This window comes from Pseudoalteromonas sp. MEBiC 03485 (assembly GCF_004195145.1).
Classification (GTDB): domain Bacteria; phylum Pseudomonadota; class Gammaproteobacteria; order Enterobacterales; family Alteromonadaceae; genus Pseudoalteromonas; species Pseudoalteromonas apostichopi.
Genome location: NZ_SGBT01000001.1, coordinates 575,732 through 602,203, shown reverse-complemented (window position 1 = coordinate 602,203; position 26,472 = coordinate 575,732). Strand labels below are relative to the sequence as shown.

The 26,472-nt window shown below is 42.5% G+C and carries 23 protein-coding genes, 2 tRNA genes and 3 rRNA genes; 17 read left to right on the top strand and 11 right to left on the bottom strand.

The features are described from left to right. The 5 genes from gspK to EVU92_RS02780 are packed head-to-tail and all read left to right on the top strand — an operon-like array spanning window position 1 to window position 4,070. Window positions 1-996, top strand: coding sequence for a type II secretion system minor pseudopilin GspK (gspK, locus tag EVU92_RS02800; RefSeq protein WP_130049927.1), 996 nt, complete (start codon window positions 1-3; stop codon window positions 994-996). Then, window positions 993-2,204 carry a type II secretion system protein GspL gene (gspL, locus tag EVU92_RS02795; protein ID WP_130049926.1) on the top strand — a complete coding sequence of 404 codons (1,212 nt, stop codon included), beginning with the start codon at window positions 993-995 and terminating at the stop codon, window positions 2,202-2,204. The genes gspK and gspL overlap by 4 nt, the downstream gene beginning before the upstream one ends. Continuing rightward, on the top strand, window positions 2,201-2,674 hold the full coding sequence (locus EVU92_RS02790; protein WP_130049925.1) for a type II secretion system protein M: 474 nt from the start codon (window positions 2,201-2,203) through the stop codon (window positions 2,672-2,674). The genes gspL and EVU92_RS02790 overlap by 4 nt, the downstream gene beginning before the upstream one ends. A gap of 3 nt (window positions 2,675-2,677) precedes the next feature. Next, window positions 2,678-3,436 (top strand): type II secretion system protein N, encoded by a 759-nt coding sequence (locus EVU92_RS02785; protein WP_130049924.1) that lies wholly within the window; start codon window positions 2,678-2,680, stop codon window positions 3,434-3,436. Window positions 3,437-3,455: 19 nt separating this feature from the next. Further along, window positions 3,456-4,070 (top strand): YecA family protein, encoded by a 615-nt coding sequence (locus EVU92_RS02780; RefSeq protein ID WP_130049923.1) that lies wholly within the window; start codon window positions 3,456-3,458, stop codon window positions 4,068-4,070. Here EVU92_RS02780 and EVU92_RS02775 read toward each other — a convergent pair. Next, window positions 4,067-4,270 carry a hypothetical protein gene (locus EVU92_RS02775; RefSeq protein WP_130049922.1) on the bottom strand — a complete coding sequence of 68 codons (204 nt, stop codon included), beginning with the start codon at window positions 4,268-4,270 and terminating at the stop codon, window positions 4,067-4,069. The genes EVU92_RS02780 and EVU92_RS02775 overlap by 4 nt on opposite strands. Next, on the bottom strand, window positions 4,270-4,629 hold the full coding sequence (locus EVU92_RS02770; RefSeq protein WP_130049921.1) for a hypothetical protein: 360 nt from the start codon (window positions 4,627-4,629) through the stop codon (window positions 4,270-4,272). Before EVU92_RS02770 ends, EVU92_RS02775 begins: the two co-directional genes overlap by 1 nt. Window positions 4,630-4,906: 277 nt before the next feature. Here EVU92_RS02770 and ccoG point away from each other — a divergent pair, with 277 nt between their 5' ends. From ccoG to EVU92_RS02745, 5 genes are all read left to right on the top strand, one after another. Then, entirely contained in the window at window positions 4,907-6,337 is a 1,431-nt protein-coding gene (gene ccoG / locus EVU92_RS02765) for a cytochrome c oxidase accessory protein CcoG (RefSeq protein WP_130049920.1), read from the top strand. Between the two features lie 65 nt (window positions 6,338-6,402). Continuing rightward, on the top strand, window positions 6,403-7,377 hold the full coding sequence (locus EVU92_RS02760; RefSeq protein WP_130049919.1) for a serine/threonine protein kinase: 975 nt from the start codon (window positions 6,403-6,405) through the stop codon (window positions 7,375-7,377). 31 nt (window positions 7,378-7,408) lie between these two features. After that, window positions 7,409-8,032 carry a thiol:disulfide interchange protein DsbA/DsbL gene (locus EVU92_RS02755; RefSeq protein WP_130049918.1) on the top strand — a complete coding sequence of 208 codons (624 nt, stop codon included), beginning with the start codon at window positions 7,409-7,411 and terminating at the stop codon, window positions 8,030-8,032. A gap of 18 nt (window positions 8,033-8,050) precedes the next feature. After that, entirely contained in the window at window positions 8,051-8,689 is a 639-nt protein-coding gene (locus EVU92_RS02750) for a thiol:disulfide interchange protein DsbA/DsbL (RefSeq protein ID WP_130049917.1), read from the top strand. Between the two features lie 57 nt (window positions 8,690-8,746). Continuing rightward, window positions 8,747-9,199: a DUF523 domain-containing protein gene (locus tag EVU92_RS02745; RefSeq protein WP_130049916.1), complete on the top strand. Its 453-nt coding sequence runs from the start codon at window positions 8,747-8,749 to the stop codon at window positions 9,197-9,199. Window positions 9,200-9,201: 2 nt separating this feature from the next. Here the strand turns inward: EVU92_RS02745 and trmA are convergent, their stop codons facing one another. Next, window positions 9,202-10,299: a tRNA (uridine(54)-C5)-methyltransferase TrmA gene (trmA, locus tag EVU92_RS02740; RefSeq protein ID WP_130049915.1), complete on the bottom strand. Its 1,098-nt coding sequence runs from the start codon at window positions 10,297-10,299 to the stop codon at window positions 9,202-9,204. 164 nt (window positions 10,300-10,463) lie between these two features. On the opposite strand from trmA, the gene EVU92_RS02735 reads away from it, so the two are divergent. Together EVU92_RS02735 and murI are read left to right on the top strand one after the other, a co-directional pair. Then, window positions 10,464-11,579, top strand: coding sequence for a DUF5610 domain-containing protein (locus tag EVU92_RS02735; protein ID WP_130049914.1), 1,116 nt, complete (start codon window positions 10,464-10,466; stop codon window positions 11,577-11,579). 66 nt (window positions 11,580-11,645) lie between these two features. Continuing rightward, window positions 11,646-12,440 (top strand): glutamate racemase, encoded by a 795-nt coding sequence (gene murI, locus EVU92_RS02730; protein ID WP_130049913.1) that lies wholly within the window; start codon window positions 11,646-11,648, stop codon window positions 12,438-12,440. Here the strand turns inward: murI and EVU92_RS02725 are convergent. Then, window positions 12,403-12,882 carry an RNA-binding protein gene (locus EVU92_RS02725; RefSeq protein WP_130049912.1) on the bottom strand — a complete coding sequence of 160 codons (480 nt, stop codon included), beginning with the start codon at window positions 12,880-12,882 and terminating at the stop codon, window positions 12,403-12,405. The two genes, murI and EVU92_RS02725, sit on opposite strands and share 38 nt — an antisense overlap. A gap of 615 nt (window positions 12,883-13,497) precedes the next feature. On the opposite strand from EVU92_RS02725, the gene EVU92_RS02720 reads away from it, so the two are divergent. From EVU92_RS02720 to rrf, 5 genes are all read left to right on the top strand, one after another. Then, a 16S ribosomal RNA gene (locus EVU92_RS02720) occupies window positions 13,498-15,038 on the top strand. A 76-nt stretch (window positions 15,039-15,114) separates the two neighbouring features. After that, window positions 15,115-15,191 (top strand) — tRNA-Ile (locus EVU92_RS02715). Window positions 15,192-15,233: 42 nt separating this feature from the next. Next, window positions 15,234-15,309: transfer RNA gene (locus EVU92_RS02710), tRNA-Ala, on the top strand. Between the two features lie 284 nt (window positions 15,310-15,593). Beyond that, window positions 15,594-18,476, top strand: a 23S ribosomal RNA gene (locus EVU92_RS02705). A gap of 124 nt (window positions 18,477-18,600) precedes the next feature. Further along, window positions 18,601-18,715: ribosomal RNA gene (gene rrf / locus EVU92_RS02700) — 5S ribosomal RNA — on the top strand. The 16S, 23S and 5S rRNA genes sit together here with 2 tRNA genes alongside, the layout of an rRNA operon. Window positions 18,716-19,213: 498 nt before the next feature. Here rrf and EVU92_RS02695 read toward each other — a convergent pair. The 7 genes from EVU92_RS02695 to cysD all read right to left on the bottom strand — a co-directional run bounded on the left by EVU92_RS02695 (window position 19,214) and on the right by cysD (window position 26,448). Beyond that, the gene (locus EVU92_RS02695) at window positions 19,214-20,476 is read right to left on the bottom strand and encodes an aromatic amino acid transport family protein (RefSeq protein ID WP_130049911.1); all 1,263 of its coding nucleotides are present in this window, start codon (window positions 20,474-20,476) and stop codon (window positions 19,214-19,216) included. 154 nt (window positions 20,477-20,630) lie between these two features. After that, complete coding sequence (locus EVU92_RS02690) at window positions 20,631-20,822, bottom strand: hypothetical protein (RefSeq protein ID WP_055022144.1); 192 nt, start codon at window positions 20,820-20,822, stop codon at window positions 20,631-20,633. A gap of 157 nt (window positions 20,823-20,979) precedes the next feature. Continuing rightward, the gene (gene cysQ, locus EVU92_RS02685; protein WP_130049910.1) at window positions 20,980-21,750 is read right to left on the bottom strand and encodes a 3'(2'),5'-bisphosphate nucleotidase CysQ; all 771 of its coding nucleotides are present in this window, start codon (window positions 21,748-21,750) and stop codon (window positions 20,980-20,982) included. A 3-nt stretch (window positions 21,751-21,753) separates the two neighbouring features. After that, a complete protein-coding gene (gene cysC / locus EVU92_RS02680; RefSeq protein WP_130049909.1) occupies window positions 21,754-22,350 on the bottom strand; it encodes an adenylyl-sulfate kinase in 597 nt (198 codons plus the stop codon). Between the two features lie 14 nt (window positions 22,351-22,364). Beyond that, window positions 22,365-24,092 (bottom strand): SLC13 family permease, encoded by a 1,728-nt coding sequence (locus EVU92_RS02675; RefSeq protein WP_130049908.1) that lies wholly within the window; start codon window positions 24,090-24,092, stop codon window positions 22,365-22,367. A 32-nt stretch (window positions 24,093-24,124) separates the two neighbouring features. Then, entirely contained in the window at window positions 24,125-25,549 is a 1,425-nt protein-coding gene (gene cysN, locus EVU92_RS02670; RefSeq protein WP_130049907.1) for a sulfate adenylyltransferase subunit CysN, read from the bottom strand. Further along, window positions 25,549-26,448: a sulfate adenylyltransferase subunit CysD gene (cysD, locus tag EVU92_RS02665; protein ID WP_105173930.1), complete on the bottom strand. Its 900-nt coding sequence runs from the start codon at window positions 26,446-26,448 to the stop codon at window positions 25,549-25,551. The genes cysN and cysD overlap by 1 nt, the downstream gene beginning before the upstream one ends. Window positions 26,449-26,472 lie beyond the last annotated feature (24 nt).

Genomic DNA, 26,472 nt, shown 5'->3' with positions numbered 1-26,472 from the left:
ATGACTGCGATTAAACGCTCTAAAGGTGCGGCGCTTGTTATCGTTTTATTCATCGTGGCGCTTGCGGCTATGTTAGCTGTCGAGATGAGCGCTAATTTAATGGTGCAAGTGCAGCGTAGTAGCAATATTCAAAACCATCAACAGGCAAAGTGGTATGCCTTCGCTGCAGAAGAGCTTGCAATTAAGGCACTTAAACAAACTAAAAAAGATGAACCAGATAAAACGCATTTAGAACAAGTTTGGGCGCAGCAGGGAGGGGTACCATATCCGGTTGATAATGGCACCTTGAGTGGCACTATTACTGACTTGCAAGCTTGTTTGAACCTAAATGCATTGCATGTAAAGCCCGATCAACAAACGGATCCAAATAATAAAACTAATCCAGCACATAAGGCATTGTTGGCATTATTAGAAAATATTGAAGATTTACCATCAGATGAGTCTGAAGAAGCTATGGCTGATAGTGTGTTTGATTGGTTAGACGCTGATAGTATTACCTATCGCTCGGGTGCCGAGGAAGATGAATATTTATCTCGACAATACCCATATATGACTGCAAATAGTTATTTTGCTTCGACCTCAGAGCTTCGTTTAGTAAAAGGCTTTAATCCATTAGTAATGGAAAAAGTCTTACCATTTGTGTGTGTGATTCCAGGCAGTGAGTTGCTACAAATAAACGTTAATACACTACCTGTAGAAAGTGCCATTATATTAAGCTCGCTTATTGATGGCTTAAGTCTTTCAGGGGCTGAAGCGGTATTATCATCACGTCCTCAAGATGGTTATGATGATTTAGAAGCATTTTTTGAAGAGGTTAATCAACAAGGCGCACAAAATGTGAAAGCCGTTGAAGACTTATTCAGTATCAACAGTGAATATTTTAAACTACAAACGCAGGCTGAATTTGCAGAGCTGCGTTTTTCGATGACCACCTTACTCCATGCCACTAATGGTACAGTAACGATACTGGCGCGAAAATTTGGAGGCGTACAGTGACAGAGATATTGTTGATCCGTACGGGTCAAACATTAAAAGACAGCCTTAATTGGCTAATTTACTCACCAACAGAACAAGAAATAATTGCCAGTGGCGAAATTGCCAATGCAACACAACTTGGTGAGCTTACAGAGAGAGCGCAATCACGGGAAGTGGTTGTACTATTGCCAAGTGATCAAGTACAACTAAAAACAGTTGCTTTGCCAACCAAGTGGAGCCGCAAGCTAGAGCAAGCACTTCCTTACATGCTAGAAGAAGAAATAGCCTGTGATGTTGACGACTTATTCATAGCGATTGCAGAACCAACACTTATTGATGAGAAGCACGCTATTAACATCGCGATGACCGATCGTGAATGGTTTGAGCAATGGCTGGCTGAGTTCAATGAGCATGGTATCGAAGTATATAAAATACTGCCCGATGCTTTATTGTTACCTGATGTCGATGACAACGCTCAGTTACGTGCTATTGAGCTTAATGGTCAGTGGCTATGTAAACACGGTAACTGGCATATTGCCGCTGTAGAGACGAATTGGCTTGCAGGCTATTTAACGGCATTAGGTAACCCTGATGTTGCACACTTTAGTCCAGCAACGGGTTTTCCTGATACGGTTAACCTAAATGCTCGAACAGAACAATACGATTTACCATTAGCTTTATTTGCCAAACAATTACCAGAGGTTAATTTTAACCTGCGCCAAGGCGTTTATCAGCTTAAGAAAAAATCAGCGATTTGGTGGGGCTATTGGCAAAAGGCCGCTATTGCAGCTGGTGTAGCGTTAGTTTGTAGTGTCGGTGTTAAGTCACTTGAGCTCTATAAGTTAAATAGCGAACTTGAAGCAATGAAAGCCGAAGTAGTTGCCAATTATCAGCGTGCTTTTCCTAACAAAAAAGTGCGTCCGCAACTTATTCGCAGCCAAATTCGTAATGAACTTGCATTAATCGATGCTGGTAGTACGGCAGGCTTTTTAGATTTGACTAACGATCTGGTCTCGATTTTTAGTCAAGTGAAAGACTTCACACCAGAAACGCTTCGTTATGATCAAGGCCGTAACGAATTACGTATTCGTGCGCGCGGCAAAGATTTCCAGTCATTCAGTAAAGTTAAAGCAATTTTAGAACAGCGTGGCTTAACCGTTGATCAGGGTTCGCTGAATAATGATGGTGATTTTGTCGTTGGTGAAATTAAGTTACGAGGTGCGGCATGAAAAATCAAATAATCAATTATTGGCGCTCGTTAAAAGAACAAGAACAGCAACTTGTTATTGTTGCAGGTGTAGTGTTTGTTATTTTTGTGCTAGTTATGGGAGTCTTTCGTCCACTTAACACGGCTATCGAAAAGGCTGAGCAAGACACTATAAAACAGCAAGAGCTATTAGTTTGGGTTGATGAGAGTATTGCTAAATTAAAAGCAAGCGGTAATGCACGTAGTACGAGCAGTCGTAGTTTAAGCCAAATCGTTAATAGCACCCGTAATCGTTATCAAATTATCATTAGTAAAATGCAGCCGAATGACAATTCACTTCGTTTAACAATTGATTCTGTTGAGTTTAATAACCTTGTTGAATGGCTTGATGAATTGGTTAATTCGCACGGCGTACTAATCGAGAATTTAGATTTAAGTAAAGATGACAAATCAGGCTTTGTGCGTGTAAGTCGTTTGGTACTAGAGAAGTAAACGATGAAAAGAGTTATTTTATTAATCACAGTGTTTGTGATGTGTTTTTTGGTGTTTACGCTGGTAAAAACACCCGCTGCCGTTGCACTTGATTTAGCTAAGCCGCATTTACCAAAGCAATTACAATTAGGTAAGGCCAGTGGCACGCTATGGGACGGCCGCATTATGCAGGTACGTTTTGATGGTGAGCAATTAAATAATGTGCGTTGGCAGTTATCAGGCTGGTCACTGTTCACAGGTAAATTAGTGGGTACGGTGCGCTTTGGCAATCCTCGTGATAAAGCGGATATATCTGGTCATGGTGATTTTACATATGGTCTCTTTAACCAAACAGTCACTGTGAAAAAGACTACTTTACGCTTAACGGTTGAACGTGCCATGGAGCGTTTACAACTCCCTTTACCGATTAGTGCACAAGGCCGCGTAATAGTTGATTTAGACGAGTACAGCTCAGGTCAGCCTTATTGTGAGAGTTTAAGCGGTGAAATCGCGAGCCCTAACATTGATGTCAAAGGAATGAACAACTGGTTTAGTATTGGTCCTCTGAGCGGCCGTTTAAGTTGTAAATCGGGTGATGTAGCAGTACTGGTAGACCCAGAAAACCGTTTAGGACTTGAAGCTGATGCAGTATTAAAAGCGAATCTAGACTTTAAAGTAGCTGGCTATATTAAACCTGAAGCAAGCTTACCAAAAGAAGTGCATGATGCAGCTAAGTTCCTTGGTCGTCCTGATAACGAAGGCCGTTATCCGCTTAACTTTTAAATTGGATTAATTGAATAGTATGCAATTACCTGAGTTTTCAAAGCAGCAAAGCGAGCTTCTAAGTCAGTTTTTAGCGCAGCATCCAGATGCGCTTACTTTGGCGCAAACCCAAGGTTACTTGTTTGCCGTGATTTGTGCTCCTGAGCCGCTTGATGTTCACCAGTGGTTAGAAGAGGTTGCACCAGGCTCTGATGGGCAAATGGATGAGCAAGTACTGTTTGCATTTATGGCCTTGTATCAGCAGATCAGCGAGCAAGTATTTGAAACGGGTTTTGCATTACCTGTGAGCCTACAGCTGAGCTCTCAAGGGCAACAATACCTAGATATTCAAGAATGCCAGCATTGGAGCCAAGGTTTTATGCATGGTGCACAAGGCTACGTTAATAAGCTACTAAGTGCTCCACATTTAGCTGATGAACTTAAAGAAGCGTTGGCTACCGCGCTGCAAAGCTTAGGCTTTTTTACTCTTGAAAGTAGTGAAATTGCAGCCCTCGCAACTGAGCATGGTTTATCTGAAGGGCAATTATGTCAGCAGCAGTATGAAGTGATGAATGAGTTTGCCGCTGGCTTTGCAGAACTTATTGAAGTTGTTGCTGTAAATAGCCAACTTTATAACGATGAGGGCTGGAACTAACCCAGCTCTAATAGGATGTCTGTGCAACCTTTGCTACAGCGTACAACGCCTTTACCTGGCTGATCAGTTTTTAAGTCTAAGGTAAGGGCGCCTTTACACACTTCACAGTATAAGGTTTGCCCTTTACCCAGCTTTTTTAAAATATTGCGCTGTTTTGCGAACGAATCGCTGGTTTTTTTGTTTAAAGCAGAAAAGTCCATTACTTGTTTAGCCTTTCCTCAAGCGCATTCGAGACAATACTACATACTCGGTTTAAGCGGTCACCATAAAAATACAAGTTAATGTCTTTTTCACGGCAGTAGTGTAAGTGAAAAATTTGCAGCTTATCGTCTGTTGTAAATGTGTCCTCAATATATTCAAGCTCTGAATTAGATAAATTGAGTTGTGACTTAATATTATTTTTTGCCATATTCGCCGCGGGACTACGATTAATTTTACTCGCATCAGATAGTAATGATACGCCATCTCCTAGTAACCTTTCCCTAGGCTCTTTGATCAAAGGGTGATCAATCGTGAAAAGTGCTAAAATAATAAGCACTAAAATAAGAAATTTTTTCATAGCACAATAATCTTTGATCTAAATAAATACGGTATAGGTGCAAGTTTAATAAAATGGTCGTTTTAAAAGCAAGCAGATACGATTAAATAATTAAAATGTCGTATTTTCGATCAATCCCTGAAATTTTTTATAGATTGAGTATAATGCTTTATAGATTTGAAGTTTCAGAAATCTTTGAACGTAATGAGATGTATTCTGATTTGCCTAAGAGCTTAGAGAACCATCTGCTATAAACATATGTTTGAATGTTATTTCCTAGTGGCGTTGAGGAATTTTAATGGATAAACAGATTAAGGTTAAAAATATCCCAACGGAAGTGAAAATCCAGAAACCGGAAAATGCTTCCCTCGATGATAGATTTAATCCACGCAACCGTATTTATGTTCGAGCTGTAACTGGCTTACATCAATTGCTCAGACAGCGAATTGGTTTTGTCGGTATGCTTGCGTTTATGTTACTACCTTGGATTAATTTCCACGGCCAACAAGCTGTATTGTTCGATTTGGTAGGGCAAAAGTTTAACATTTTTGGCTTAACGCTTTGGCCACAAGACCTGACAATCCTTGCCTTTATTTTAATGTTGGCGGCTTTTGCTCTTTTCTTGGTAACTACTTTCTATGGTCGGGTTTGGTGCGGTTATACCTGTCCACAAACCGTTTGGACCTTTATTTTCATTTGGTTTGAAGAAAAGTTTGAAGGTAGCGCTAATCAGCGTAAGAAACTTGATCAACGCCCGATGGATTTTGATAAGTTTTGGCGAAAAAGTGCTAAACACGGAAGTTGGTGGTTATTCTCACTTTATACCGCATTTACCTTTGTTGGTTATTTTACGCCTATCCGCCAACTATTACCTGATCTGTTTACTCTTGATGCAACAGCATATTCATATATTTGCTTAGCCGTATTTGCGGTGTGTACCTATGGTAACGCGGGTTGGATGCGCGAAATTATGTGTTTACACATTTGCCCATACTCTCGCTTTCAATCAGCTATGTTCGATAAAGATACCTTCACAGTAAGCTATGATGAAGCGCGTGGTGAGAGCCGTGGTCCACGTTCACGCAAACAAGATCCAAAAGAACTTGGTTTAGGTGACTGTATTGACTGTAACTTGTGTGTTCAGGTTTGCCCGACGGGGATCGATATTCGTAATGGTTTACAATACGAATGTATAAATTGTGGTGCGTGTATCGATGCATGTGATGGGGTGATGGATAAAATGAATTACCCTCGCGGACTTATTTCCTATACCACAGAGCGTAATTTAGAAACACCAGATAACAAAACCCATGCACTTCGTCCTAAGTTAATTGGCTATCTCGTCATCTTAGTGCTGCTAACTGGGGCGCTGGTGGCGAACATTGCAATGCGTAAACCTATGGACTTAGATATTATTCGTGACCGTAATCAGTTATACCGTGTTGACTTTAATGGTTTAGTTGAAAATACCTATACATTAAAGGTTATCAATAAAGCGCAACATGAGCAGACATTTAATATTCGTGTCGAAGGGCTTGATAACTTTGAGTACATAGGCAAACAAACATTTACTGTGCCTTCTGGTGAATCATACAATGTACCACTGTCATTGGTTGTTGACCCTTATGATTTGAAAAAGCCAATGACAAAGTTTGAGTTTATACTTTCTGTCGATGGTGAGCCTGATGTGCAGATTTCACAGCCGAGTAACTTCTTTAAGGCACGATAATTAAGTACACTGAGTAAATGAATAAAAAGCGGGATTTTCCCGCTTTTTTTATATGATGAGACATTATGAGTAAATTTAGTTTTGTTGACCTTACACCCGATTCAATTTTAGATGCAGTTGAAAGTATCGGTGTCTATGCTGAATCAGGACTGCTGGCATTAAATAGCTACGAGAACCGTGTTTATCAATTTAAAGCAGAAGATGGCCAACGATATGTTGTTAAGTTTTACCGACCAGAACGCTGGAGTAAGGCGCAAATTTTAGAAGAGCATGCGTTTGCATTTGAACTTGCTGAGGCCGAAGTGCCGGTTGTTGCGCCTGTTATTATCGAAGGGCAAAGCTTGTTTGAGCATAATGGCTATTTGTTTACGTTATTCCCTAGTGTGGGTGGCCGCATTTTTGAAGTTGATAATTTAGATCAACTCGATGTGCTTGGCCGTTTAATTGGTCGAATGCACCAGGTAGCAAAAGCAAAGCCATTTGAACATAGGCCTGTGATCAGTTGCGAAGAATATCTTCAGACAGCTAAAGTTCAGTTACAGGCAAGTAACTTGGTGCCAATGACATTAGAGAACGCCTTCTATACAATTTTAGATTTGGTAATCAAAGAAACCACACAACAGTATAAAAATGTTGAAACTATCCGCCTGCACGGTGACTGCCATGCTGGTAATATATTGTGGTCTGGTGATGCATTGATGTTCGTTGATTTGGATGACAGCCGACAAGGACCTGCCATTCAGGACCTTTGGATGATGCTCAGTGGCGATCGTAACAACCAACTGTTACAGTTAGACACTTTAGTGGCTGCCTATGAAGAATTTTGTGACTTCGATCACAGCCAATTAAAACTGATAGAACCACTCAGAGCGATGAGAATGGTGCATTACATGGGGTGGTTGGCAAAAAGATGGGATGATCCAGCATTCCCACGGAACTTTTCATGGTTTGCTGAAGACAAATACTGGGAACAGCAAATACTAGCGTTAAAAGAACAGCTTGCAGCGCTACAGGAAGCACCATTAAAATTATTACCATAAATTTTTAAAAGCTAATAAAGACGAGAAAATAATGTTTAAAAAATTAAAGTTAAGTCTACTCATTTTATGTTTACCTTTTGCAGCCCTTGCTGCTGATTTTGAAGCAGGTAATCAATATGAAGTTTTAAAAGTTGAGAAAAGTGCAACACCTCAAGTAACCGAGTTCTTTTCGTTTTATTGCCCACACTGTTTTCAGTTTGAGCCTGTAGCAAAAGCATTAACTGCAAGTCTTCCTGAAGGTACCGAGTTTGTAAAAAGCCATGTTAACTTTTTAGGTGGTGTATCTAAGCAAACACAAAGTAATTTAAGCTATGCCTACTTAATTGCTAAGCAGCATGGCAAAGCAGAGCAAGTTGCTGACCAAATTTTTAATAGCATCCACAGACAACGCGCTTTACTTAAAGACATGAAAGACGTTAAAGCATTACTTGCGACCAATGGTATTAGCAACGATGTGTTTGATGCTGAAATTGCAAGCATGCCAGTGATTAGTGCTGAAAAAGCGATGCAAGATAAACAGCAAAAATATTCTGACATGGGTGCGTTAACAGGTGTGCCTACTTTTATCGTAAATGATAAATATAAAATCAATTTAAATACCATCAAAAGCCAGCAGATGCTTGATGAGTTAGTCGAATTCTTATTAAAACAATAATTTTGGAGTAAAGAAGTAATGATCAAGTTAGTAAAAGCTGTATTAATGGCTGCCACGCTAGGTTTAGCGGCAAATGCCTCAGCTGCTCAATATGAAGAAGGTAAGCATTATGAAACGATTGATGCACGCGCTTCTAAAAAGCCTGAAGTAAAAGAGTTCTTCTCATTCTACTGCCCACACTGTAATAACTTCGAGCCAGTAGTGAAAGAGCTTAAAACACTTCTTAAAGAGGGCGTAAAGTTCAAAAAGAGTCATGTTGATTTTTCAGGTCCTCGTGACCCAGAGATTCAAACCATCTTAGCGCAAGGTTATGCGACGGCTAATGTGTTACCACAGAAAGACGCGTTAGTAGCCGCTGTGTTTAATCATATTCACGGTAAGCGTGCACGTATTAACGAACTAGCAGACATGAAAGACATCTTCGTTTCACAAGGTGTATCGGCTGAAGATTTTGATAAGTACTACAACAGCTTCTCTGTACGTACTATGGCGTCTAAAATGAAACGCGACCAAGAATACTACCAACAAAAAGGTGCTTTAAAAGGCGTTCCAACTTTTATTGTTAATGGTAAATATCGCGTGATTATAGGTGCGGATTCAGGTATTAGCGATGCAAAGAGCATGGCAGACTTAATTAATTACCTAGCTGATAAATAAGTTTAGTTTAATTAAAATTAAAGCTCCGCACGCGGAGCTTTTTTATTGGTAAAGCAAATGCAAAAAATACTAGTTTCAAGCTGTTTGTTAGGAAACCCTGTTCGTTATGACGGGCAATCGCAAAACTTACTTCATCCTGGCTTAGAAACTCTAAAACAGCAGGGAAGGCTTATTGCATTCTGCCCTGAAGTAGCTGGTGGCTTACCTACACCAAGGCCGCCAGCAGAAATTAAATTGGGAAGAGTACTCACCAAAGATGCGCAAGATGTCACAGTGCAATTTGCTTATGGTGCAGAACAAGCTCTTAAACTTTGCCAAAAGCAAGGTATTCGTTATGCCTTGTTAAAAGAATCAAGCCCGTCATGTGGTCGCAATACGATTTACGATGGTAGTCATTCTGGAAGGAAAATTTCAGGGATGGGGTTAACTGCAAAGCTGTTAACTGACAACAATATAGAAGTGTTTAGTGAGCAGCAGTTGCCAGCACTATTTAAAGCGCTGGCAGACTAATTTTATTTACGCTGTAAAAACACACCTGATTCGATGTGGTGGGTGTAAGGGAATTGATCGAAAATAGCAAAACGCTTTACTGCATGGGTTTTGCATAAGTGGTCAAGGTCACGCTCTAGGGTATCTGGATTACACGAGATATAAATAATATTGTCGTAGTTCGCAACTAGGTCACAAGTCAGTGTGTCCATGCCAGCACGTGGTGGGTCCACCAAGATTGTTTGGCAGTTATAGCTTTTCAGATCAATGCCATCCAAACGAGAGAAAGTGCGCTCGCCTTTCATTGCTTGAGTGAACTCTTCACTCGACATACGAATGATATCTAAGTTTTCAACCTTGTTCTGCGCGATATTGTATTGTGCAGAGTAAACCGATGATTTTGAAATCTCAGTCGCTAATACGCGGTCGAATGAATCTGCAAGAGCAATGGAGAAATTACCATTCCCGCAATATAACTCCAGTAAGTCATTGCTAAGTGGTTGGCAAAGCGCTTGTGCCCACTCTAGCATCTTGATGTTCACTTTCGCATTAGGTTGAGTAAAGCTATTTTCGACTTGTTGATAGATAAGCTCTTTACCGTTTACGTTTAAACGCTCAATAACGAAATCATTACCAATCACTTCTTTTTGCTTGCGAGCACGGCCAATAAAATCAATTTTAAACTGTGTGCTAAGTTTTGCTTTAAGCTCTTTAATAGCTTGTAGCCACTGCTCATCTAATTGTTTGTGGTATAACAAACTAACTAGAATCTCGCCACTTAAGCTTGAAAGATAATCGATTTGAAACAGCTTGCGACGCAGAACTTCATTGTCTTTTAAGTTTTCGATCATGGCTTGCATGACTTCACCCACTAAAGGCGCTGCAGGGTCAAACTCGTCAACACGGATCTTTTCTTTAGTTTGTTGATCAAACATGATGTGAAAAAGGTCTTCACCTTCATGCCAGACACGAAACTCTGCACGTTGGCGGTAATGAATAGGGTCAGAGCCAAACACTTCTAATTTTTCGACCCCAAAACGTCTAAACTGTGAGGTGATGCGCTGCTCTTTCTCACTCAATTGTGCATCATATTGAGTTGTATCAATTTTTATAACCGCCATGGCTGATTACCTTTTATCTCTTAGCTCTATAACGGCGCTATTGTAGGGAGCGCTGAGGATTTGTCTAGTTTTGTTATTTATTTTAGTGTCGTTTTTTTATACAAAAAACTTAAGTTCTGTGGTTTTTGGCCGATAATGAGTTAACCATAACATGGAGTCGGATCATGAAAATTGGCAACCTAGGCTATATGCCTAATACAAATGTGAATAAATACAATGGCAAACAGGCATTGCAGCAGCCTACTATTCAAAATCGTCAAGATAGTTACCAGCAACGAGGCCGAGAGCTGGCTGCTAAAGTTCTTGATGATAAACTTGCTGAGGCACTAGGTTTACCTAAAGCCGAAGAGAAAAAAGATAAACCACTGTTCGACTTTGAAGAGATCGTTAAAAACGTTCTCGACTTTGTTGGCGGTGCGCTTCGCAAAGCAAAAGCAGATGGTGCTGATGATGAAAAGCTCAAAGGTATGCTTGGTGATGCACGAAAAGGTGTACAAATGGGCATCGACGATGCTTATGATGAGCTAAAAGGGTCAGGTATTCTTAATGATGACATCGAAGAGGGTATCGAAAAGTCTAAAGAAGGTATCTATAAAGGTATTGATGAATTAGAAGAAGACTTGTTCAATCCTAAACCAAATTCGGTTTCAGTAAGCCAGGCCCAATACGTTAGTTTAAGTAATAATGCAGAATACACTTTCACTACTGCTGAAGGTGATGAAGTGAGTATTAGCTTTGCTGATGCATACGAAAGTAAGTCAGCAAGCGGCTATAGCAAAAATGGCGATAACGAAGCGTTTGTCAGTGAATCTTCTCAATCACGTGACTTATCATTCTCGATGACAGTCAATGGTGATTTAAATGAGCAAGAGCAGCAAGCTATCAATGAATTGATGGAAGACTTGCAGAGTGTTAGCGAAACATTCTTCTCTGGTTCATTAGAAGATGCCTTTGAACAAGCTAAAGAGTTGAACTTAGGTAACGAGCAACTCGTTGGCTTTACCATGGATCTGAAACAAACAAAAACAGTTGCTGCTATAAAAGGGTATGAAGAATATAAACCATCCCCTGAAAAAGAAGTCGCTGATAAAATAGCGCCATTTAATGACGATTTGAAACAAGCGTTCAATAAAGCGGGTGAGTTAGGTTTGCAAAATGAACTTGCTGGTATCTTACAATGGTTAAACCAAGATAAAGAAGAAGTAAGCAAGCTGGTGGATTATACTAAAGCAATGTTTGAACAAATGAATAAACTACGTTCGGCAACTGAAGAAGCTTAACCCTTTCTTTATTTTTATATAGCTGCATGGCAAACTGCTGGCCTTTGATGATCCGAGGTAAGCAGTTTGTCAGTTCATATAATGGTGTTTGATTCTGGTATAGGTGGGACAACCGTACTTGAGCAGATCCAAGCACTGATCCCAGATGCTGATTATAGCTATTTTATGGATAATGCTTTATTGCCATATGGCGCGCAAAGCCAGCAAACGATTATAACCCGCCTTTTTGCGCTACTACAGTTTATCGAAATAGAAAAATTACACGTAGATATTCTAGTAATTGCGTGTAACACCGCCTCTACATCTGCATTAGAAACTATTCGCCCGTATACAAATATAGAAGTAGTTGGTGTTGTGCCTGCGATAAAGCCAGCAAGCGCTTTAAGCAATAGCAAACATATTGGTTTGTTGGCAACGCCATCGACGACCAAGAGCCACTATACTGCAAACTTAATTAGTACTTATAGCCAAGGCACTCAAGTCAGTTTATATGGTTCAACTGAGCTGGTGGAAATAGCAGAAACACTGTTTCATACGCAGACACTCAATAAAGAAAAACTTGAAAAAGAATTGTGTGGTCTAGCTATCGCAGAAGATATAGATGTATTGGTACTTGGCTGTACACACTTTCCATTATTAGCAAATGCGATTAATGACTATTATAAACAACGGATCTTACTTATAGATTCAGGCAAAGCGATTGCTAATCGCGTTAAAAGTTTAATTGAACTTCGGGGATACACTGTAACCGGAGATAAAAAAAAGCCGCTGCACTTTTATGCAACGGCTCCTATTTGTCACTCGCAATTAAACGTTGAGCTGATTACGCTGACTGATCAGATCCCTCACGGAAGCTATTAGTCTCGTTCTCTTGTTTTTGTTTTGCTTCACGTACTTTTAAAGTACGCTGTTGGAATTCGCTATCATTTAATTGATTGATTGCGTTTTCAGCATCTGCTTCAGCCATTTCCACAAATCCAAAGCCACGACGTTTACCTGTGTTTTTATCTTTTAGTAAGCGTACGTTGAAAACTTTGCCTTGTTCTTCAAATAAAGCACGAACAACACCTTCATTAGCACGATAAGGTAGGTTGCCAACATAAAGAGTTTTTGTTTTTACTTCGGCCTCCTCACTTGACGTTGATGAAAGCGCAGCAATAACTAAAGCACCAATTAATAAGCCTGCACCAAATAGCAATGCTGGGTCTAACGCTAAGCTTGCAAATGCAAACTTAACAACTACAAACCCCAAAACAGCAAGAATAACGGAGAAAAGAAAAGATTTTTGATCGGGTAATTTCATTTTGATCTACCAATAAACAAGAAATAAACATTAATTTAACATTGTGAACTTGCTATCTTAACGAGTTAAATGAACATAGCAATGAAATTTGCATGAAATTATGAATATTGGCATAAAAAACAGCCATAATAGCGACCGTTTTTGCTATTTTCGGTAATTTTAGTTCGCTTTTTGAGCGAACAGTAAAAAGATCGAAAAAAAGTGTTGATCTGTTTTTGGATCTCCCTATAATGCGACCCCACTGACACGGCGGGCAGCAACGAAAGACGCTGAACAACGTAGCAGAGAGTTAAGTGAAACTTCGGTTTCAAATTATCGAAAGAAAGTTTGAAATTAAGTGTTGACTCGAAAAATTAAGGATGTATTATACGCATCCCTAGCGACAACGTCGCAACGTTCTTTAACAATATAAAGCAATCATCTGTGTGGGCACTCGTACAGATTGAGTTCTAACAGCCGATTCTAGTTCGCTAGATGACGCAAACAAATTTAGAGTCTCAATTGAACTGAGTGACCAACGGAAACAAGTTTACTTGTTTCAGCACAGTCAATTCGATTCGAAAGAATCAAAATTCAGAATTCATTGAGCATGTCCTTCGGGACAGAAAAAACTTTTAATTGAAGAGTTTGATCATGGCTCAGATTGAACGCTGGCGGCAGGCCTAACACATGCAAGTCGAGCGGAAACGAAGAGGTGCTTGCACCTCTGGCGTCGAGCGGCGGACGGGTGAGTAATGCTTGGGAATATGCCTTATGGTGGGGGACAACAGTTGGAAACGACTGCTAATACCGCATGATGTCTACGGACCAAAGTGGGGGACCTTCGGGCCTCACGCCATAAGATTAGCCCAAGTGGGATTAGCTAGTTGGTGAGGTAATGGCTCACCAAGGCGACGATCCCTAGCTGGTTTGAGAGGATGATCAGCCACACTGGGACTGAGACACGGCCCAGACTCCTACGGGAGGCAGCAGTGGGGAATATTGCACAATGGGCGCAAGCCTGATGCAGCCATGCCGCGTGTGTGAAGAAGGCCTTCGGGTTGTAAAGCACTTTCAGTAAGGAGGAAAGGTTAAGTGTTAATAGCACTTAGCTGTGACGTTACTTACAGAAGAAGCACCGGCTAACTCCGTGCCAGCAGCCGCGGTAATACGGAGGGTGCGAGCGTTAATCGGAATTACTGGGCGTAAAGCGTACGCAGGCGGTTTGTTAAGCGAGATGTGAAAGCCCCGGGCTCAACCTGGGAACTGCATTTCGAACTGGCAAACTAGAGTGTGATAGAGGGTGGTAGAATTTCAGGTGTAGCGGTGAAATGCGTAGAGATCTGAAGGAATACCGATGGCGAAGGCAGCCACCTGGGTCAACACTGACGCTCATGTACGAAAGCGTGGGGAGCAAACAGGATTAGATACCCTGGTAGTCCACGCCGTAAACGATGTCTACTAGAAGCTCGGGTCTTCGGACTTGTTTTTCAAAGCTAACGCATTAAGTAGACCGCCTGGGGAGTACGGCCGCAAGGTTAAAACTCAAATGAATTGACGGGGGCCCGCACAAGCGGTGGAGCATGTGGTTTAATTCGATGCAACGCGAAGAACCTTACCTACACTTGACATACAGAGAACTTACCAGAGATGGTTTGGTGCCTTCGGGAACTCTGATACAGGTGCTGCATGGCTGTCGTCAGCTCGTGTTGTGAGATGTTGGGTTAAGTCCCGCAACGAGCGCAACCCCTATCCTTAGTTGCCAGCGATTCGGTCGGGAACTCTAAGGAGACTGCCGGTGATAAACCGGAGGAAGGTGGGGACGACGTCAAGTCATCATGGCCCTTACGTGTAGGGCTACACACGTGCTACAATGGCGCATACAGAGTGCTGCGAACCTGCGAGGGTAAGCGAATCACTTAAAGTGCGTCGTAGTCCGGATTGGAGTCTGCAACTCGACTCCATGAAGTCGGAATCGCTAGTAATCGCATATCAGAATGATGCGGTGAATACGTTCCCGGGCCTTGTACACACCGCCCGTCACACCATGGGAGTGGGTTGCTCCAGAAGTGGATAGTCTAACCTTCGGGAGGACGTTCACCACGGAGTGATTCATGACTGGGGTGAAGTCGTAACAAGGTAGCCCTAGGGGAACCTGGGGCTGGATCACCTCCTTATACGATTTAGAACTTATTTGTTCGTAGTGTCCACACAGATGATTGTTGATTGTAAAGAGAACAACACTTATTGTTTGGGTCTGTAGCTCAGTTGGTTAGAGCGCACCCCTGATAAGGGTGAGGTCGGTAGTTCAAATCTACTCAGACCCACCACTTCTTTGAAGTGGAAACTAAACAGTAAGTACCAGCATATGTGGGGCTATAGCTCAGCTGGGAGAGCGCCTGCCTTGCACGCAGGAGGTCAGCAGTTCGATCCTGCTTAGCTCCACCACTTTTACTCCTTAAAAATAAACATTCTTAATCAGGTAATAAACTGCTTGAGAATAGAGTGTGTTTAATTTTGAGAAGTTTATTCTCTTGCTCTTTAAAAATTTGGAAAGCTGATATTAAAATTCTTATAGATACTTGTATCTATAAAGAGTTTTCAAAAGTAAAAAATATGCCATTAATCGAAAGGTTAATTGGTATCTACTTTAGTATTCTCATCATTATTTGATGAATTAACTTCTGGCGAAGTTAACAGCTGTCACTAACAAAGACCCGTTTGGGTTGTATGGTTAAGTGACTAAGCGTACACGGTGGATGCCTTGGCAGTTGGAGGCGATGAAGGACGTATTAACTTGCGATAAGCCTAGTCAAGCTAGTAAAAAGCGCTTGAGACTAGGATTTCCGAATGGGGAAACCCACCTGCTTGCAGGTATCGTTAACTGAATACATAGGTTAACGAGGCGAACGCGGAGAACTGAAACATCTAAGTACCCGTAGGAACAGAAATCAACCGAGATTCCGGAAGTAGCGGCGAGCGAAACCGGACCAGCCCTTAAGCTTATTATGTGTTAGTGAAACATTCTGGAAAGTTTGACGATACAGGGTGATAGTCCCGTACACGAAAATGCATCTTAAGTGAAATCGAGTAGGTCGGAGCACGTGAAACTTTGACTGAATATAGGTGGACCATCATCTAAGGCTAAATACTCCCAACTGACCGATAGTGAACCAGTACCGTGAGGGAAAGGCGAAAAGAACCCCTGTGAGGGGAGTGAAATAGAACCTGAAACCGTGTACGTACAAGCAGTAGGAGCCCTTCGAGGGTGACTGCGTACCTTTTGTATAATGGGTCAGCGACTTATATTTTGTAGCGAGGTTAACCGATTAGGGTAGCCGTAGTGAAAGCGAGCGTTAACTGCGCGTTTAGTTGCAAGGTATAGACCCGAAACCCGGTGATCTAGCCATGGGCAGGTTGAAGGTTGAGTAACATCAACTGGAGGACCGAACCCACTAACGTTGAAAAGTTAGGGGATGACCTGTGGCTAGGAGTGAAAGGCTAATCAAACCGGGAGATAGCTGGTTCTCCCCGAAATCTATTTAGGTAGAGCCTCGGACGAATACTTACGGGGGTAGAGCACTGTTAAGGCTAGGGGGTCATCCCGACTTACCAACCCTTTGCAAACTCCGAATACCGTAAAGTACTATCCGGGAGACACACGGCGGGTGCTAACGTCCGTCGTGAAGAGGGAAACAACCCAGACCGCCAGCTAAGGTCCCAAAGTCATAGTTAAGTGGGAAACGATGTGGAAAGGCCCAGACAGCCAGGAGGTTGGCTTAGAAGCAGCCATCCTTTAAAGAAAGCGTAATAGCTCACTGGTCGAGTCGGTCTGCGCGGAAGATGTAACGGGGCTAAACTATGCACCGAAGCTGCGGATTCAAACTTTGTTTGAGTGGTAGGGGAGCGTTCTGTAAGCCGTTGAAGGTGTACCGGGAGGTATGCTGGAGGTATCAGAAGTGCGAATGCTGACATGAGTAACGATAATGCGGGTGAAAAACCCGCACGCCGGAAGACCAAGGGTTCCTATCCCATGTTAATCAGGGTAGGGTAAGTCGACCCCTAAGGCGAGGCCGAAAGGCGTAGTCGATGGGAAACGGGTTAATATTCCCGTACTTGGTATAATTGCGATGGGGGGACGGAGCAGGCTAAACAAGCATGGCGTTGGTTGTCCATGTGAAAGTGAGTAGGTTGAGAGTTTAGGAAAATCCGGACTCTTAAGACTGAGACACGAGACGAGCACCCAAGGGTGTGAAGTTGTTGATGCCATACTTCCAGGAAAAGCCTCTAAGCTTCAGATTATACCGAATCGTACCCCAAACCGACACAGGTGGTCAGGTAGAGAATACTAAGGCGCTTGAGAGAACTCGGGTGAAGGAACTAGGCAAAATCGTACCGTAACTTCGGGAGAAGGTACGCTCCTATCTGTGATGAGACTTGCTCTCTAAGCGGACGGGAGCCGCAGTGACCAGGTGGCTGGGACTGTTTATTAAAAACACAGCACTGTGCAAAATCGCAAGATGACGTATACGGTGTGACACCTGCCCGGTGCCGGAAGGTTAATTGATGGGGTTAGTTTTCGGACGAAGCTCTTGATCGAAGCCCCGGTAAACGGCGGCCGTAACTATAACGGTCCTAAGGTAGCGAAATTCCTTGTCGGGTAAGTTCCGACCTGCACGAATGGTGTAACCATGGCCACGCTGTCTCCACCCGAGACTCAGTGAAATTGAAATCGCAGTGAAGATGCTGTGTACCCGCGGCTAGACGGAAAGACCCCGTGAACCTTTACTACAGCTTGGCACTGAACATTGAACCTACATGTGTAGGATAGGTGGGAGGCTTTGAAGCAGAGACGCTAGTCTTTGTGGAGCCGTCCTTGAAATACCACCCTTGTAGTTTTGATGTTCTAACGTTGGCCCCTAATCGGGGTTACGGACAGTGCCTGGTGGGTAGTTTGACTGGGGCGGTCTCCTCCCAAAGAGTAACGGAGGAGCACGAAGGTTGGCTAAGTACGGTCGGACATCGTACGGTTAGTGTAATGGTAGAAGCCAGCTTAACTGCGAGACAGACACGTCGAGCAGGTACGAAAGTAGGTCATAGTGATCCGGTGGTTCTGAATGGAAGGGCCATCGCTCAACGGATAAAAGGTACTCCGGGGATAACAGGCTGATACCGCCCAAGAGTTCATATCGACGGCGGTGTTTGGCACCTCGATGTCGGCTCATCACATCCTGGGGCTGAAGTCGGTCCCAAGGGTATGGCTGTTCGCCATTTAAAGTGGTACGCGAGCTGGGTTTAGAACGTCGTGAGACAGTTCGGTCCCTATCTGCCGTGGGCGTTTGAGAATTGAGAGGGGTTGCTCCTAGTACGAGAGGACCGGAGTGAACGAACCGCTGGTGTTCGGGTTGTCATGCCAATGGCACTGCCCGGTAGCTACGTTCGGAACTGATAAGCGCTGAAAGCATCTAAGCGCGAAGCAGGCCTCGAGATGAGTTCTCACTAGACTTTTAAAGTCTCTGAAGGGCCGTTGAAGACTACAACGTTGATAGGCAGGATGTGGAAGTGGTGCGAGCCATTAAGCTAACCTGTACTAATTACCCGTGAGGCTTAACCATACAACGCCAAACGCGTTTTATGACAGCGTAACAGACAGAAGTTAAGAAACTAAAGTAGACATTTACTTGATATCAGAATTCCGAATTTTAGTTGATTGCCAAGGCGATTAACGACCCAAATTTGCTTGGTGACAATAGCGTTTTGGACCCACCTGACCCCATGCCGAACTCAGTAGTGAAACGAAACAGCGCCGATGATAGTGTGGCATTTGCCATGTGAAAGTAGGACATTGCCAGGCTCCAAATTAAAGAAAGCCCGATTCGAAAGAGTCGGGCTTTTTTGCGTCTGGGAGCTGTCAGCTTTCAGCCGTCAGACGTCAGCTGAAACACAGAGACATCAGACGTCAGATAATAAATGTCAGCTGAGCGGTGGGGGTGTTTTGTGCAGAGTCTCCCTCAGCAACAAAACCCTGTAGGAGGCACGTCAGTGCCGTATCTAGACCTTAACAAACACATTCATGGCTAAAGCCATTCCTACAACGACACTCTTCCTAGAACCTAGAACCTAGCAATTCTTAGTGCCTCCGGCGGGATCTTATTGCTTAGGGGGGACTCTGACCAAAACACCTCCACCGAGCGGCTGAACGCTGATAGCTCTGTGTTGGGTTTCACTTCGCTCTACCCAATCTACCAGACCTTAAAACGTTACCCTTTTTAACTTTACTCTCGAAACTCGCGAACTAAAAAAGCCCAGCAGGCTTCCCTGCTGGGCTTCTTAATGTATAAGCAGTTGTTGACTATTGAATCATGCTGTAAATAAGCGCAAATACAGCAAGAGAGCCAACTGTTAATACGAACAGTGTGCTCAAGCGGTTTCTGTATTTGTGTAAGCTAGGTACCTTATACACGGCAATCATTGGCATGATGAAAAGGATCATGGCAATGATTGGGCCTGATAACTGATCCATCATGTCTAAAATACTTGGGTTGATCACTGAGCAATACCAAATAGCGAAGAACATGATAACAGTGCCAATCTTATCAACGAGTTTAGGGTTCATATGTGCTTGCTTACTAACAAGACCGTTGAAGCTTTCACGGGCACCTAAGAAGTGACCTAAGAATGAAGACGTAATCGCAATAAAGGCAACTAATGGTCCTAAGGTCGCAATAAATGAGTTATCAGTGATATTGGCAAGGAATGACAAGATAGACACGTTATCAGCTTTTGCTTGTACCATTTGTTCAGTAGATAGTGACAGCACACACGAGAATACAAACAGTAAAACAAACACAATTAATAGTAGGCTGGTACGCTTCAGAATTGCTTCTGACTTCATTTTAGCATTGTTGCCGTAGTGAGCACGCTGTACATGCACAAAGCTTGATATTGCAGCTGCATGGCTAAATGAAAATACAATGATAGGTATTGATAACCAAAGTGTTTTCATGAAGCCCGAAAACTCAGGTACAGATACATCTGGCATTTGCCAGCTTGGGATTAAATAAATCGATAAGAAAAACAAAATAGCGACAAGTGGATAAACAAGTATCGAAAAAGCACGTAACATCAATGCTTCGCCACCCAGCATTAAGCTGATCATACCGCCAACGAGTACGCCAGATAACAACACGCGTGGTGGCGACTCCATGCCTAACTGATTAACGATAAAGCTATCAACGGTATTTGTTAGGCCAACACCATAAATAAGTAAGATAGGGAAGATAGAGAGAAAATACAGTAAAGAGATCAAGCACCCGGCATTTATGCCAAAGTGCTCTTCTACTACATCAGTAAAGTCAGCTTCAGGCTTTTTTGATGATAAAACAAATCGGGCTAAGCCTCTGTGGGCTAAGTAGGTCATCGGAAAAGCAAGGCATGCCATGATAATCAATGGCCAAAATCCGCCGATGCCGATATTAATTGGTAAGAATAAAATCCCAGCACCGACTGCGGTGCCAAATAAACTTAACACCCATTGGGTGTCATGAAGATTCCATTTTGAGTTACTACTTGTTGTCGATGCATCATACGACATAGCATCTTGATGTGTGTTCATTAGCACTCCACTATTAGAATAATAATTGTCGCGCAGCATATAGAAAAGCGACTAAGAATGCATGTTTTAGCGTTGTGTTTAGATAACTATGCTGTAAGGAGAGACTTACAAAGGAAGAGAACTGAGCTCATTTAGAAAAGCCCAGTTGTGGTATTTATTCTGCTGCTGCAAGTGCGCGAGCTTTAATGTCTGCGGCGAATGCTAAACCTTTCTTAAAACGTGCCTCAGCTGCTGTGATTTCGCTTTCATCGCCATTAGCGGCAAGCACCCCTTGTGAAAGCGCTTTATAAAGTGCGCTAATTTGTGCCTCATAGCCGGCTTCAATTGCTTTTTCAACAGTCGTCATGGTTATTCCTTTAATAGATAAGATAGCAAAATACTATAGGAACAAGGACTTATTGGCTAGATAGAAGTGCCTATAAAGTAGGGAATATTAAAGTTTATGGCTCAATGCTGGGTTTCGCTGCGCTCTACCCAGCCTACGATATTTAACGGAAATCTTTTTAGTTCTGTAATGCTGATACGACAAAAAACGGATTCAGATACTCTTCTTTACTGTTATACAGTAGTGGGCTGCCATCGAGTTTGCTAACCGTTGCGCCGGCTATTTCGGCAATCGCATGACCTGCTCCCGTATCCCACTCACAGGTTGGGCCAAGGCGTGGGTATATATCAGCACTACCTTCGGCAACAAGACAAAGTTTTAACGAGCTGCCTTTTGAAACCATTTCTACATCTTCAAACTGTTTTACGAATTCTGCTAAATCAGGAGAAGGGTGCGAGCGGCTTCCGACAACACGGATCAGCCCTTTATTTGGCTTACGGGTTACCTTAAGTTCGATACGCTCATCACCTTTATCTTTAAAGGCACCAATTGCTTCAGCAGCAATATACGACACACCTAATGCCGGTGCATCGACAACTGCCAATACTGGTTTACCTTTTTCAATCAAGGCAATATTCACGGTGAACTCGCCATTCTTTTTAATGAACTCTTTGGTGCCATCAATTGGGTCTACTAACCAGTAGCGTTGCCAAGTTTGACGGATATCCCAGCTAATATCAGCGCTTTCTTCGCTTAGAATTGGTACATCAGGGGTGAGGTGTTGTAAGCCATTCACAATCACTTTGTGAGCTGCTAGGTCGGCGTCGGTAACTGGGCTTTCATCAGCTTTGTACTCAACATTAAAGTCCTTTTCGTAAATCCCCATTATTGCACTACCTGCTTGGCGTGCGAGGAGTAATATTTCTTCTAGCAGTTCCGTTTGATTCATGACTTAACCTATAATTTGCTGTTGTTTTAAATACGCTACCAGTTCTTGCACCGATTGGTCTAGGGTGTTTTTGCTGGTATCGATTTTAATTTCTGGCGATGCAGGGATTTGGTAGTCTGAGTCTATACCGGTGAAGTGCTTAATTTCACCTGCACGGGCTTTTTTATAAAGCCCTTTAGGGTCGCGGGTTTCACACACTTCAAGCGGGGTATCTAAAAATACCTCAATAAACTCACCATCCTCTACTAAGTTTCTTACCATATCGCGTTCGCTTTGGAACGGCGAAATAAATGCGGTCAATACCACAAGACCGGCATCGACCATCAACTTTGCGGTTTCGCCTACGCGACGAATGTTTTCAACGCGGTCTTCATCAGTAAAGCCAAGATCTTTACACAAGCCATGACGCACATTGTCGCCATCGAGTAGGTAGGTGTGAACGCCTAATTGGTTTAATGCGCTTTCTAGTGCGTTTGCAACAGTGCTTTTACCTGAGCCTGAAAAACCAGTGAACCATAGAATGGTTGGCTTATGCTTTTTTTGCTCACTACGCTGTGATTTGCTAATGGCGTAATTATGCCAAACGATATTTTCATCCATTGTCTTTACTCTCGTTATTGAAATGGGAATACCAGTGGTATGAGTGTTAAAACCGTAATCGAGTATATAATCGATAAAGGTAAGCCCATGGCAATATAATCTTTAAGGCGGTAGTTTCCCGCGCTGTAAACCATCAAGTTAGTTTGATAACCAAATGGCGAAATGAAGCTAGCCGATGCACCAAATGCGACAGCCATAATAAAAGGCAACGGTGATACATCAAAACCAACGGCTAGTGCATACGCTACCGGAAACGAAAGCGCAGCAGCGGCATTGTTGGTAATGAGTTCGGTAAACAAAACCGTCATTAAAAATATTGCGATAAATGCCCCGTAGGGCCCAAAGTCACCTAAAACGTATAACATGGCTGATGAAATTTCACCGGCAAGCCCTGTGCCTATCATGAGTTTGGCAAGGCCAATAGCACTACCCACTACTGCGAGTAACTCAATCGGAAAACGACGTTTTACTTCACTTAGCTTGATTGTGCCCGTTAGCATTAAACCGATAAGAAGAACGAGTAGGCCTTTCACTAAGGGAACAAGGCCAATAATACTTAACCCCAATACGGTTGCAAAACTCGCTAACACAATATTTGATTGCTTAGGTTTTAAATGGGTTTGTAAATCAAGACCTGAAATATAAACAAACTCGCGCTTTAAATTGGGTAGCGAGTAAAACTCTTTGCCAGGCGCAAGGATCAATGAGTCACCCGCTTGCAATTGAACTTTACCTAAGCCGCCTTGTAAACGGTCATGGCCGCGACGAATAGCAATAACGGCTGCATGAAACTGCTCACGAAAGCGAACTTCTTTAATTGTTTTACCAATGTATTTTGAAGAATGGCTAACAACAACTTCAACTAGGTGCTCAACGTCTTTCTCATGTTTGTCGTGCACAACTTTTAAGCCATCAAATTGGGTAAGCAGAGGCACTGACTTTATGTCACCTACAAACAGCAGTACGTCACCTTCTTTGATAACTTGTTTTGGTGTAACCGCGCAAATTCGTTTATCACCACGGATTATTTCGGCTAAGAACAAGTCTTTTAATTCACGAAGGCCATTCTCTTCAACACTTTTACCAATTAATTTCGAACCTGTTTCTACTTTACCTTCAAGGTAAAAGGGCACCACTTCTTGGTCGTTTTTACCGTTATCTGGTAAATACTTGAGCATCACCAAAATAGTGATAAGTCCGACGCTCAATGCGCCTAAACCAATCAAGGTAAAATCAAAAAAACCAAGGGGCTCCATTCCTGCTTCAACGGCAAAGCCATTAACAATTAAATTGGTTGAAGTGCCAATCAGCGTAATTGTGCCACCTAAAATGGCGGTATACGATAAAGGTAATAAAAGCTTAGATGGTGAATGGGTCGGGCTTTCTTTTATTGCACTAATCAGTGATGCCACTACCGCAGTATTATTAGTAAATGATGATAAAAAGGCAGTTGATAAACCTAGTTTTGTCACCGAACTTGTCAGGCTGCCTTTCGAAAGAGACTGAGCAAGCTTTTGCACTAGCGTGGTTTTTTCTACAGCTATCGAAACGAGTACAAGTAGAATAAGCGTAATTAAAGAAGGGTTTGCATAGTTAATTAGCATATCTTCAAGACTGATCAGCCCTGCTAAATAACTAATACCAATAGCGCCGACAAATAACCATGCTGGTTTTAGTCGAGTGCCAAAAAGACACCCCACTAATACCAGCATAATGCCTGTTAATACCAGCTGTTGATACATGCTTTTTACTTCCTATAACAGGCGAATAATGATTACTTAAGCTTAGTTATATCAAGCGCTTGCCAATGAGGGAAGTGCTTGCGTACTAAAGCATTAAATTCAACTTCAAAGTCGCTAAAGCTACTTTGCTGCTCTTCAGTGCTAAGTAATTGCTCAATCATACCTGCCGCAACGGTTAAGTTTGATAGGCGATCAATTAAAATAAACGCACCTGTTTCATGGTTGTTGTGGTACTCATCGGCCAGAATTGTTTCAGTAAGCTCTAAGGTTACAATAGCAATTTCGTTAAGTTGTAATGAGTCAGCTTGACCATGCTCAAGGGTATTTACATCAATGGTGTGATCGATCTTTCTAACCACTGCTGAGGTGTTTTTGCTGCCTAACTTAAAGTTGTAGCTTTTACCTAATACTAACGGTGCTTCATGCATCCATACTAATTTAGCTTGAATACGGTTAGTAACAGCCGCTTTTGAAGCTGCTGGCACAATAACATCACCACGACTGATATCAATTTCATCATTTAACGTTAAAGTGATTGCTTGACCTGCTTCAGCCGTATCTAGGTTACCATCGAAAGTCACAATTTCTTTAATGCTTGAGCTTTTACCAGATGGTAAAACTTTTACTGCATCACCAACACTGAACTTGCCAGACGTTAAAGTGCCTTGGAAGCCACGAAAATCTAAGTTAGGGCGCACAACATATTGCACAGGAAGACGTGCTTCAAAACCGCTATCAATTTCAGCCGCTGGTGAGTCTTCAAGTAACTCAAGCAGTGGTTTATCTGTGTAGTAAGGTGTGTGTAGAGAGCGTGTTACTACGTTGTCACCCTTGAGCGCTGACATAGGTACAAACTTGATATTAGTAACATTTAGCTGCTCTGCAAATTTTAGATAATCCGCTTTGATTTTCTCATACACGGTTTCATCGAAATCGACGATATCCATCTTGTTGATTGCAACAACAAACTGCTTAATGCCGAGCGAATCGCAGATAAAGCTATGACGTTTAGTCTGCACTTGTACACCGTAACGAGCGTCGACTAAGATAATCGCCACATCGCTGGTTGATGCGCCGGTAACCATGTTGCGCGTGTACTGCTCATGTCCTGGCGTATCAGCAATGATGAACTTACGTTTTGCTGTTGAAAAGTAACGATAAGCAACGTCAATCGTAATACCTTGCTCACGCTCAGCTTGAAGGCCATCTACAAGTAGTGCTAAATCAAGCTCTTCACCCGCATTACCGACTTTTTCATTGTCTTTATGTAGTGCAGCAAGTTGGTCTTCATAAATTTGATGGCTGTCATGTAAAAGGCGGCCAATCAGGGTCGACTTACCGTCATCTACACTACCACAGGTAAGCATGCGTAAAAGGCTTTTGTCTTGCTGACGCGCAAGGTAGGCGTCGATGCCTAACTCTCTTACTTCATTAATTGTGTCGTTTGTTTTAGACATTAGAAATAGCCCTCACGTTTTTTCTTTTCCATTGAACCCGCAGAGTCGTGATCAATCACGCGGCCTTCACGCTCAGAAGAGGTTGAAAGCAGCATCTCTTCAATAATTTCAGTTAAGGTTCCTGCCGTTGATTCCACTGCACCTGTTAGCGGGTAACAACCAAGGGTACGAAAACGGACAGATTTCATTTGTGGTACTTCACCTTCTTCCAATGGCATGCGCTCGTCATCAACCATGATTAGCGTGCCGTTACGCTCTACAACAGGGCGTTCTTTAGCAAGGTAAAGTGGAACCATTTCAATGTTTTCTTGGTAGATATACTGCCAAATATCAAGTTCAGTCCAGTTAGATAATGGAAATACACGAATGCTTTCACCCGGGTTAACTTGGCTGTTGTACGTATTCCAAAGCTCTGGACGTTGGTTTTTTGGATCCCATCTGTGGTGCTTATCACGGAATGAGTAAACACGTTCTTTAGCACGAGATTTCTCTTCGTCACGACGTGCACCACCAAATGCAGCATCGAAGCCGTATTTGTCTAACGCTTGCTTTAAGCCTTGCGTTTTCATGATATCGGTGTGCTTTGCTGAGCCGTGTACAAACGGATTAATATCAATCTCTAACCCTTCAGGGTTTTTGTGGACGATTAAATCAAAACCATACTCTTTAGCTAGACGGTCACGAAACTCAATCATTTCCTTAAATTTCCAGTTGGTATCAACGTGTAAAAGTGGAAATGGAATTTTTGCTGGATAAAACGCTTTACGTGCTAAGTGTAATAACACTGATGAATCTTTACCGATTGAGTAAAGCATCACCGGGTTTTCAAACTCAGCAGCTACTTCGCGCATGATTTTGATACTTTCAGCTTCTAATTGCTGAAGGTGTGTTAAAGCCATTGTTAGTCGTCCTACTAAAATGAT

Excerpts from the sequence above, each read along its gene's own strand:
- EVU92_RS02760 (WP_130049919.1), top strand. The coding sequence starts at position 6,403 with ATGAGTAAATTTAGTTTTGTTGACCTTACACCCGATTCAATTTTAGAT.
- EVU92_RS02695 (WP_130049911.1), bottom strand. The coding sequence starts at position 20,476 with ATGAACACACATCAAGATGCTATGTCGTATGATGCATCGACAACAAGT.
- EVU92_RS02755 (WP_130049918.1), top strand. The coding sequence starts at position 7,409 with ATGTTTAAAAAATTAAAGTTAAGTCTACTCATTTTATGTTTACCTTTT.
- gspK (WP_130049927.1), top strand. The coding sequence starts at position 1 with ATGACTGCGATTAAACGCTCTAAAGGTGCGGCGCTTGTTATCGTTTTA.
- EVU92_RS02790 (WP_130049925.1), top strand. The coding sequence starts at position 2,201 with ATGAAAAATCAAATAATCAATTATTGGCGCTCGTTAAAAGAACAAGAA.
- cysC (WP_130049909.1), bottom strand. The coding sequence starts at position 22,350 with ATGGATGAAAATATCGTTTGGCATAATTACGCCATTAGCAAATCACAG.
- EVU92_RS02675 (WP_130049908.1), bottom strand. The coding sequence starts at position 24,092 with ATGTATCAACAGCTGGTATTAACAGGCATTATGCTGGTATTAGTGGGG.
- EVU92_RS02785 (WP_130049924.1), top strand. The coding sequence starts at position 2,678 with ATGAAAAGAGTTATTTTATTAATCACAGTGTTTGTGATGTGTTTTTTG.
- EVU92_RS02750 (WP_130049917.1), top strand. The coding sequence starts at position 8,051 with ATGATCAAGTTAGTAAAAGCTGTATTAATGGCTGCCACGCTAGGTTTA.
- EVU92_RS02725 (WP_130049912.1), bottom strand. The coding sequence starts at position 12,882 with ATGAAATTACCCGATCAAAAATCTTTTCTTTTCTCCGTTATTCTTGCT.
- trmA (WP_130049915.1), bottom strand. The coding sequence starts at position 10,299 with ATGGCGGTTATAAAAATTGATACAACTCAATATGATGCACAATTGAGT.
- EVU92_RS02770 (WP_130049921.1), bottom strand. The coding sequence starts at position 4,629 with ATGAAAAAATTTCTTATTTTAGTGCTTATTATTTTAGCACTTTTCACG.
- cysD (WP_105173930.1), bottom strand. The coding sequence starts at position 26,448 with ATGGCTTTAACACACCTTCAGCAATTAGAAGCTGAAAGTATCAAAATC.
- cysN (WP_130049907.1), bottom strand. The coding sequence starts at position 25,549 with ATGTCTAAAACAAACGACACAATTAATGAAGTAAGAGAGTTAGGCATC.
- EVU92_RS02690 (WP_055022144.1), bottom strand. The coding sequence starts at position 20,822 with ATGACGACTGTTGAAAAAGCAATTGAAGCCGGCTATGAGGCACAAATT.
- cysQ (WP_130049910.1), bottom strand. The coding sequence starts at position 21,750 with ATGAATCAAACGGAACTGCTAGAAGAAATATTACTCCTCGCACGCCAA.
- ccoG (WP_130049920.1), top strand. The coding sequence starts at position 4,907 with ATGGATAAACAGATTAAGGTTAAAAATATCCCAACGGAAGTGAAAATC.
- EVU92_RS02775 (WP_130049922.1), bottom strand. The coding sequence starts at position 4,270 with ATGGACTTTTCTGCTTTAAACAAAAAAACCAGCGATTCGTTCGCAAAA.
- EVU92_RS02780 (WP_130049923.1), top strand. The coding sequence starts at position 3,456 with ATGCAATTACCTGAGTTTTCAAAGCAGCAAAGCGAGCTTCTAAGTCAG.
- EVU92_RS02745 (WP_130049916.1), top strand. The coding sequence starts at position 8,747 with ATGCAAAAAATACTAGTTTCAAGCTGTTTGTTAGGAAACCCTGTTCGT.
- EVU92_RS02735 (WP_130049914.1), top strand. The coding sequence starts at position 10,464 with ATGAAAATTGGCAACCTAGGCTATATGCCTAATACAAATGTGAATAAA.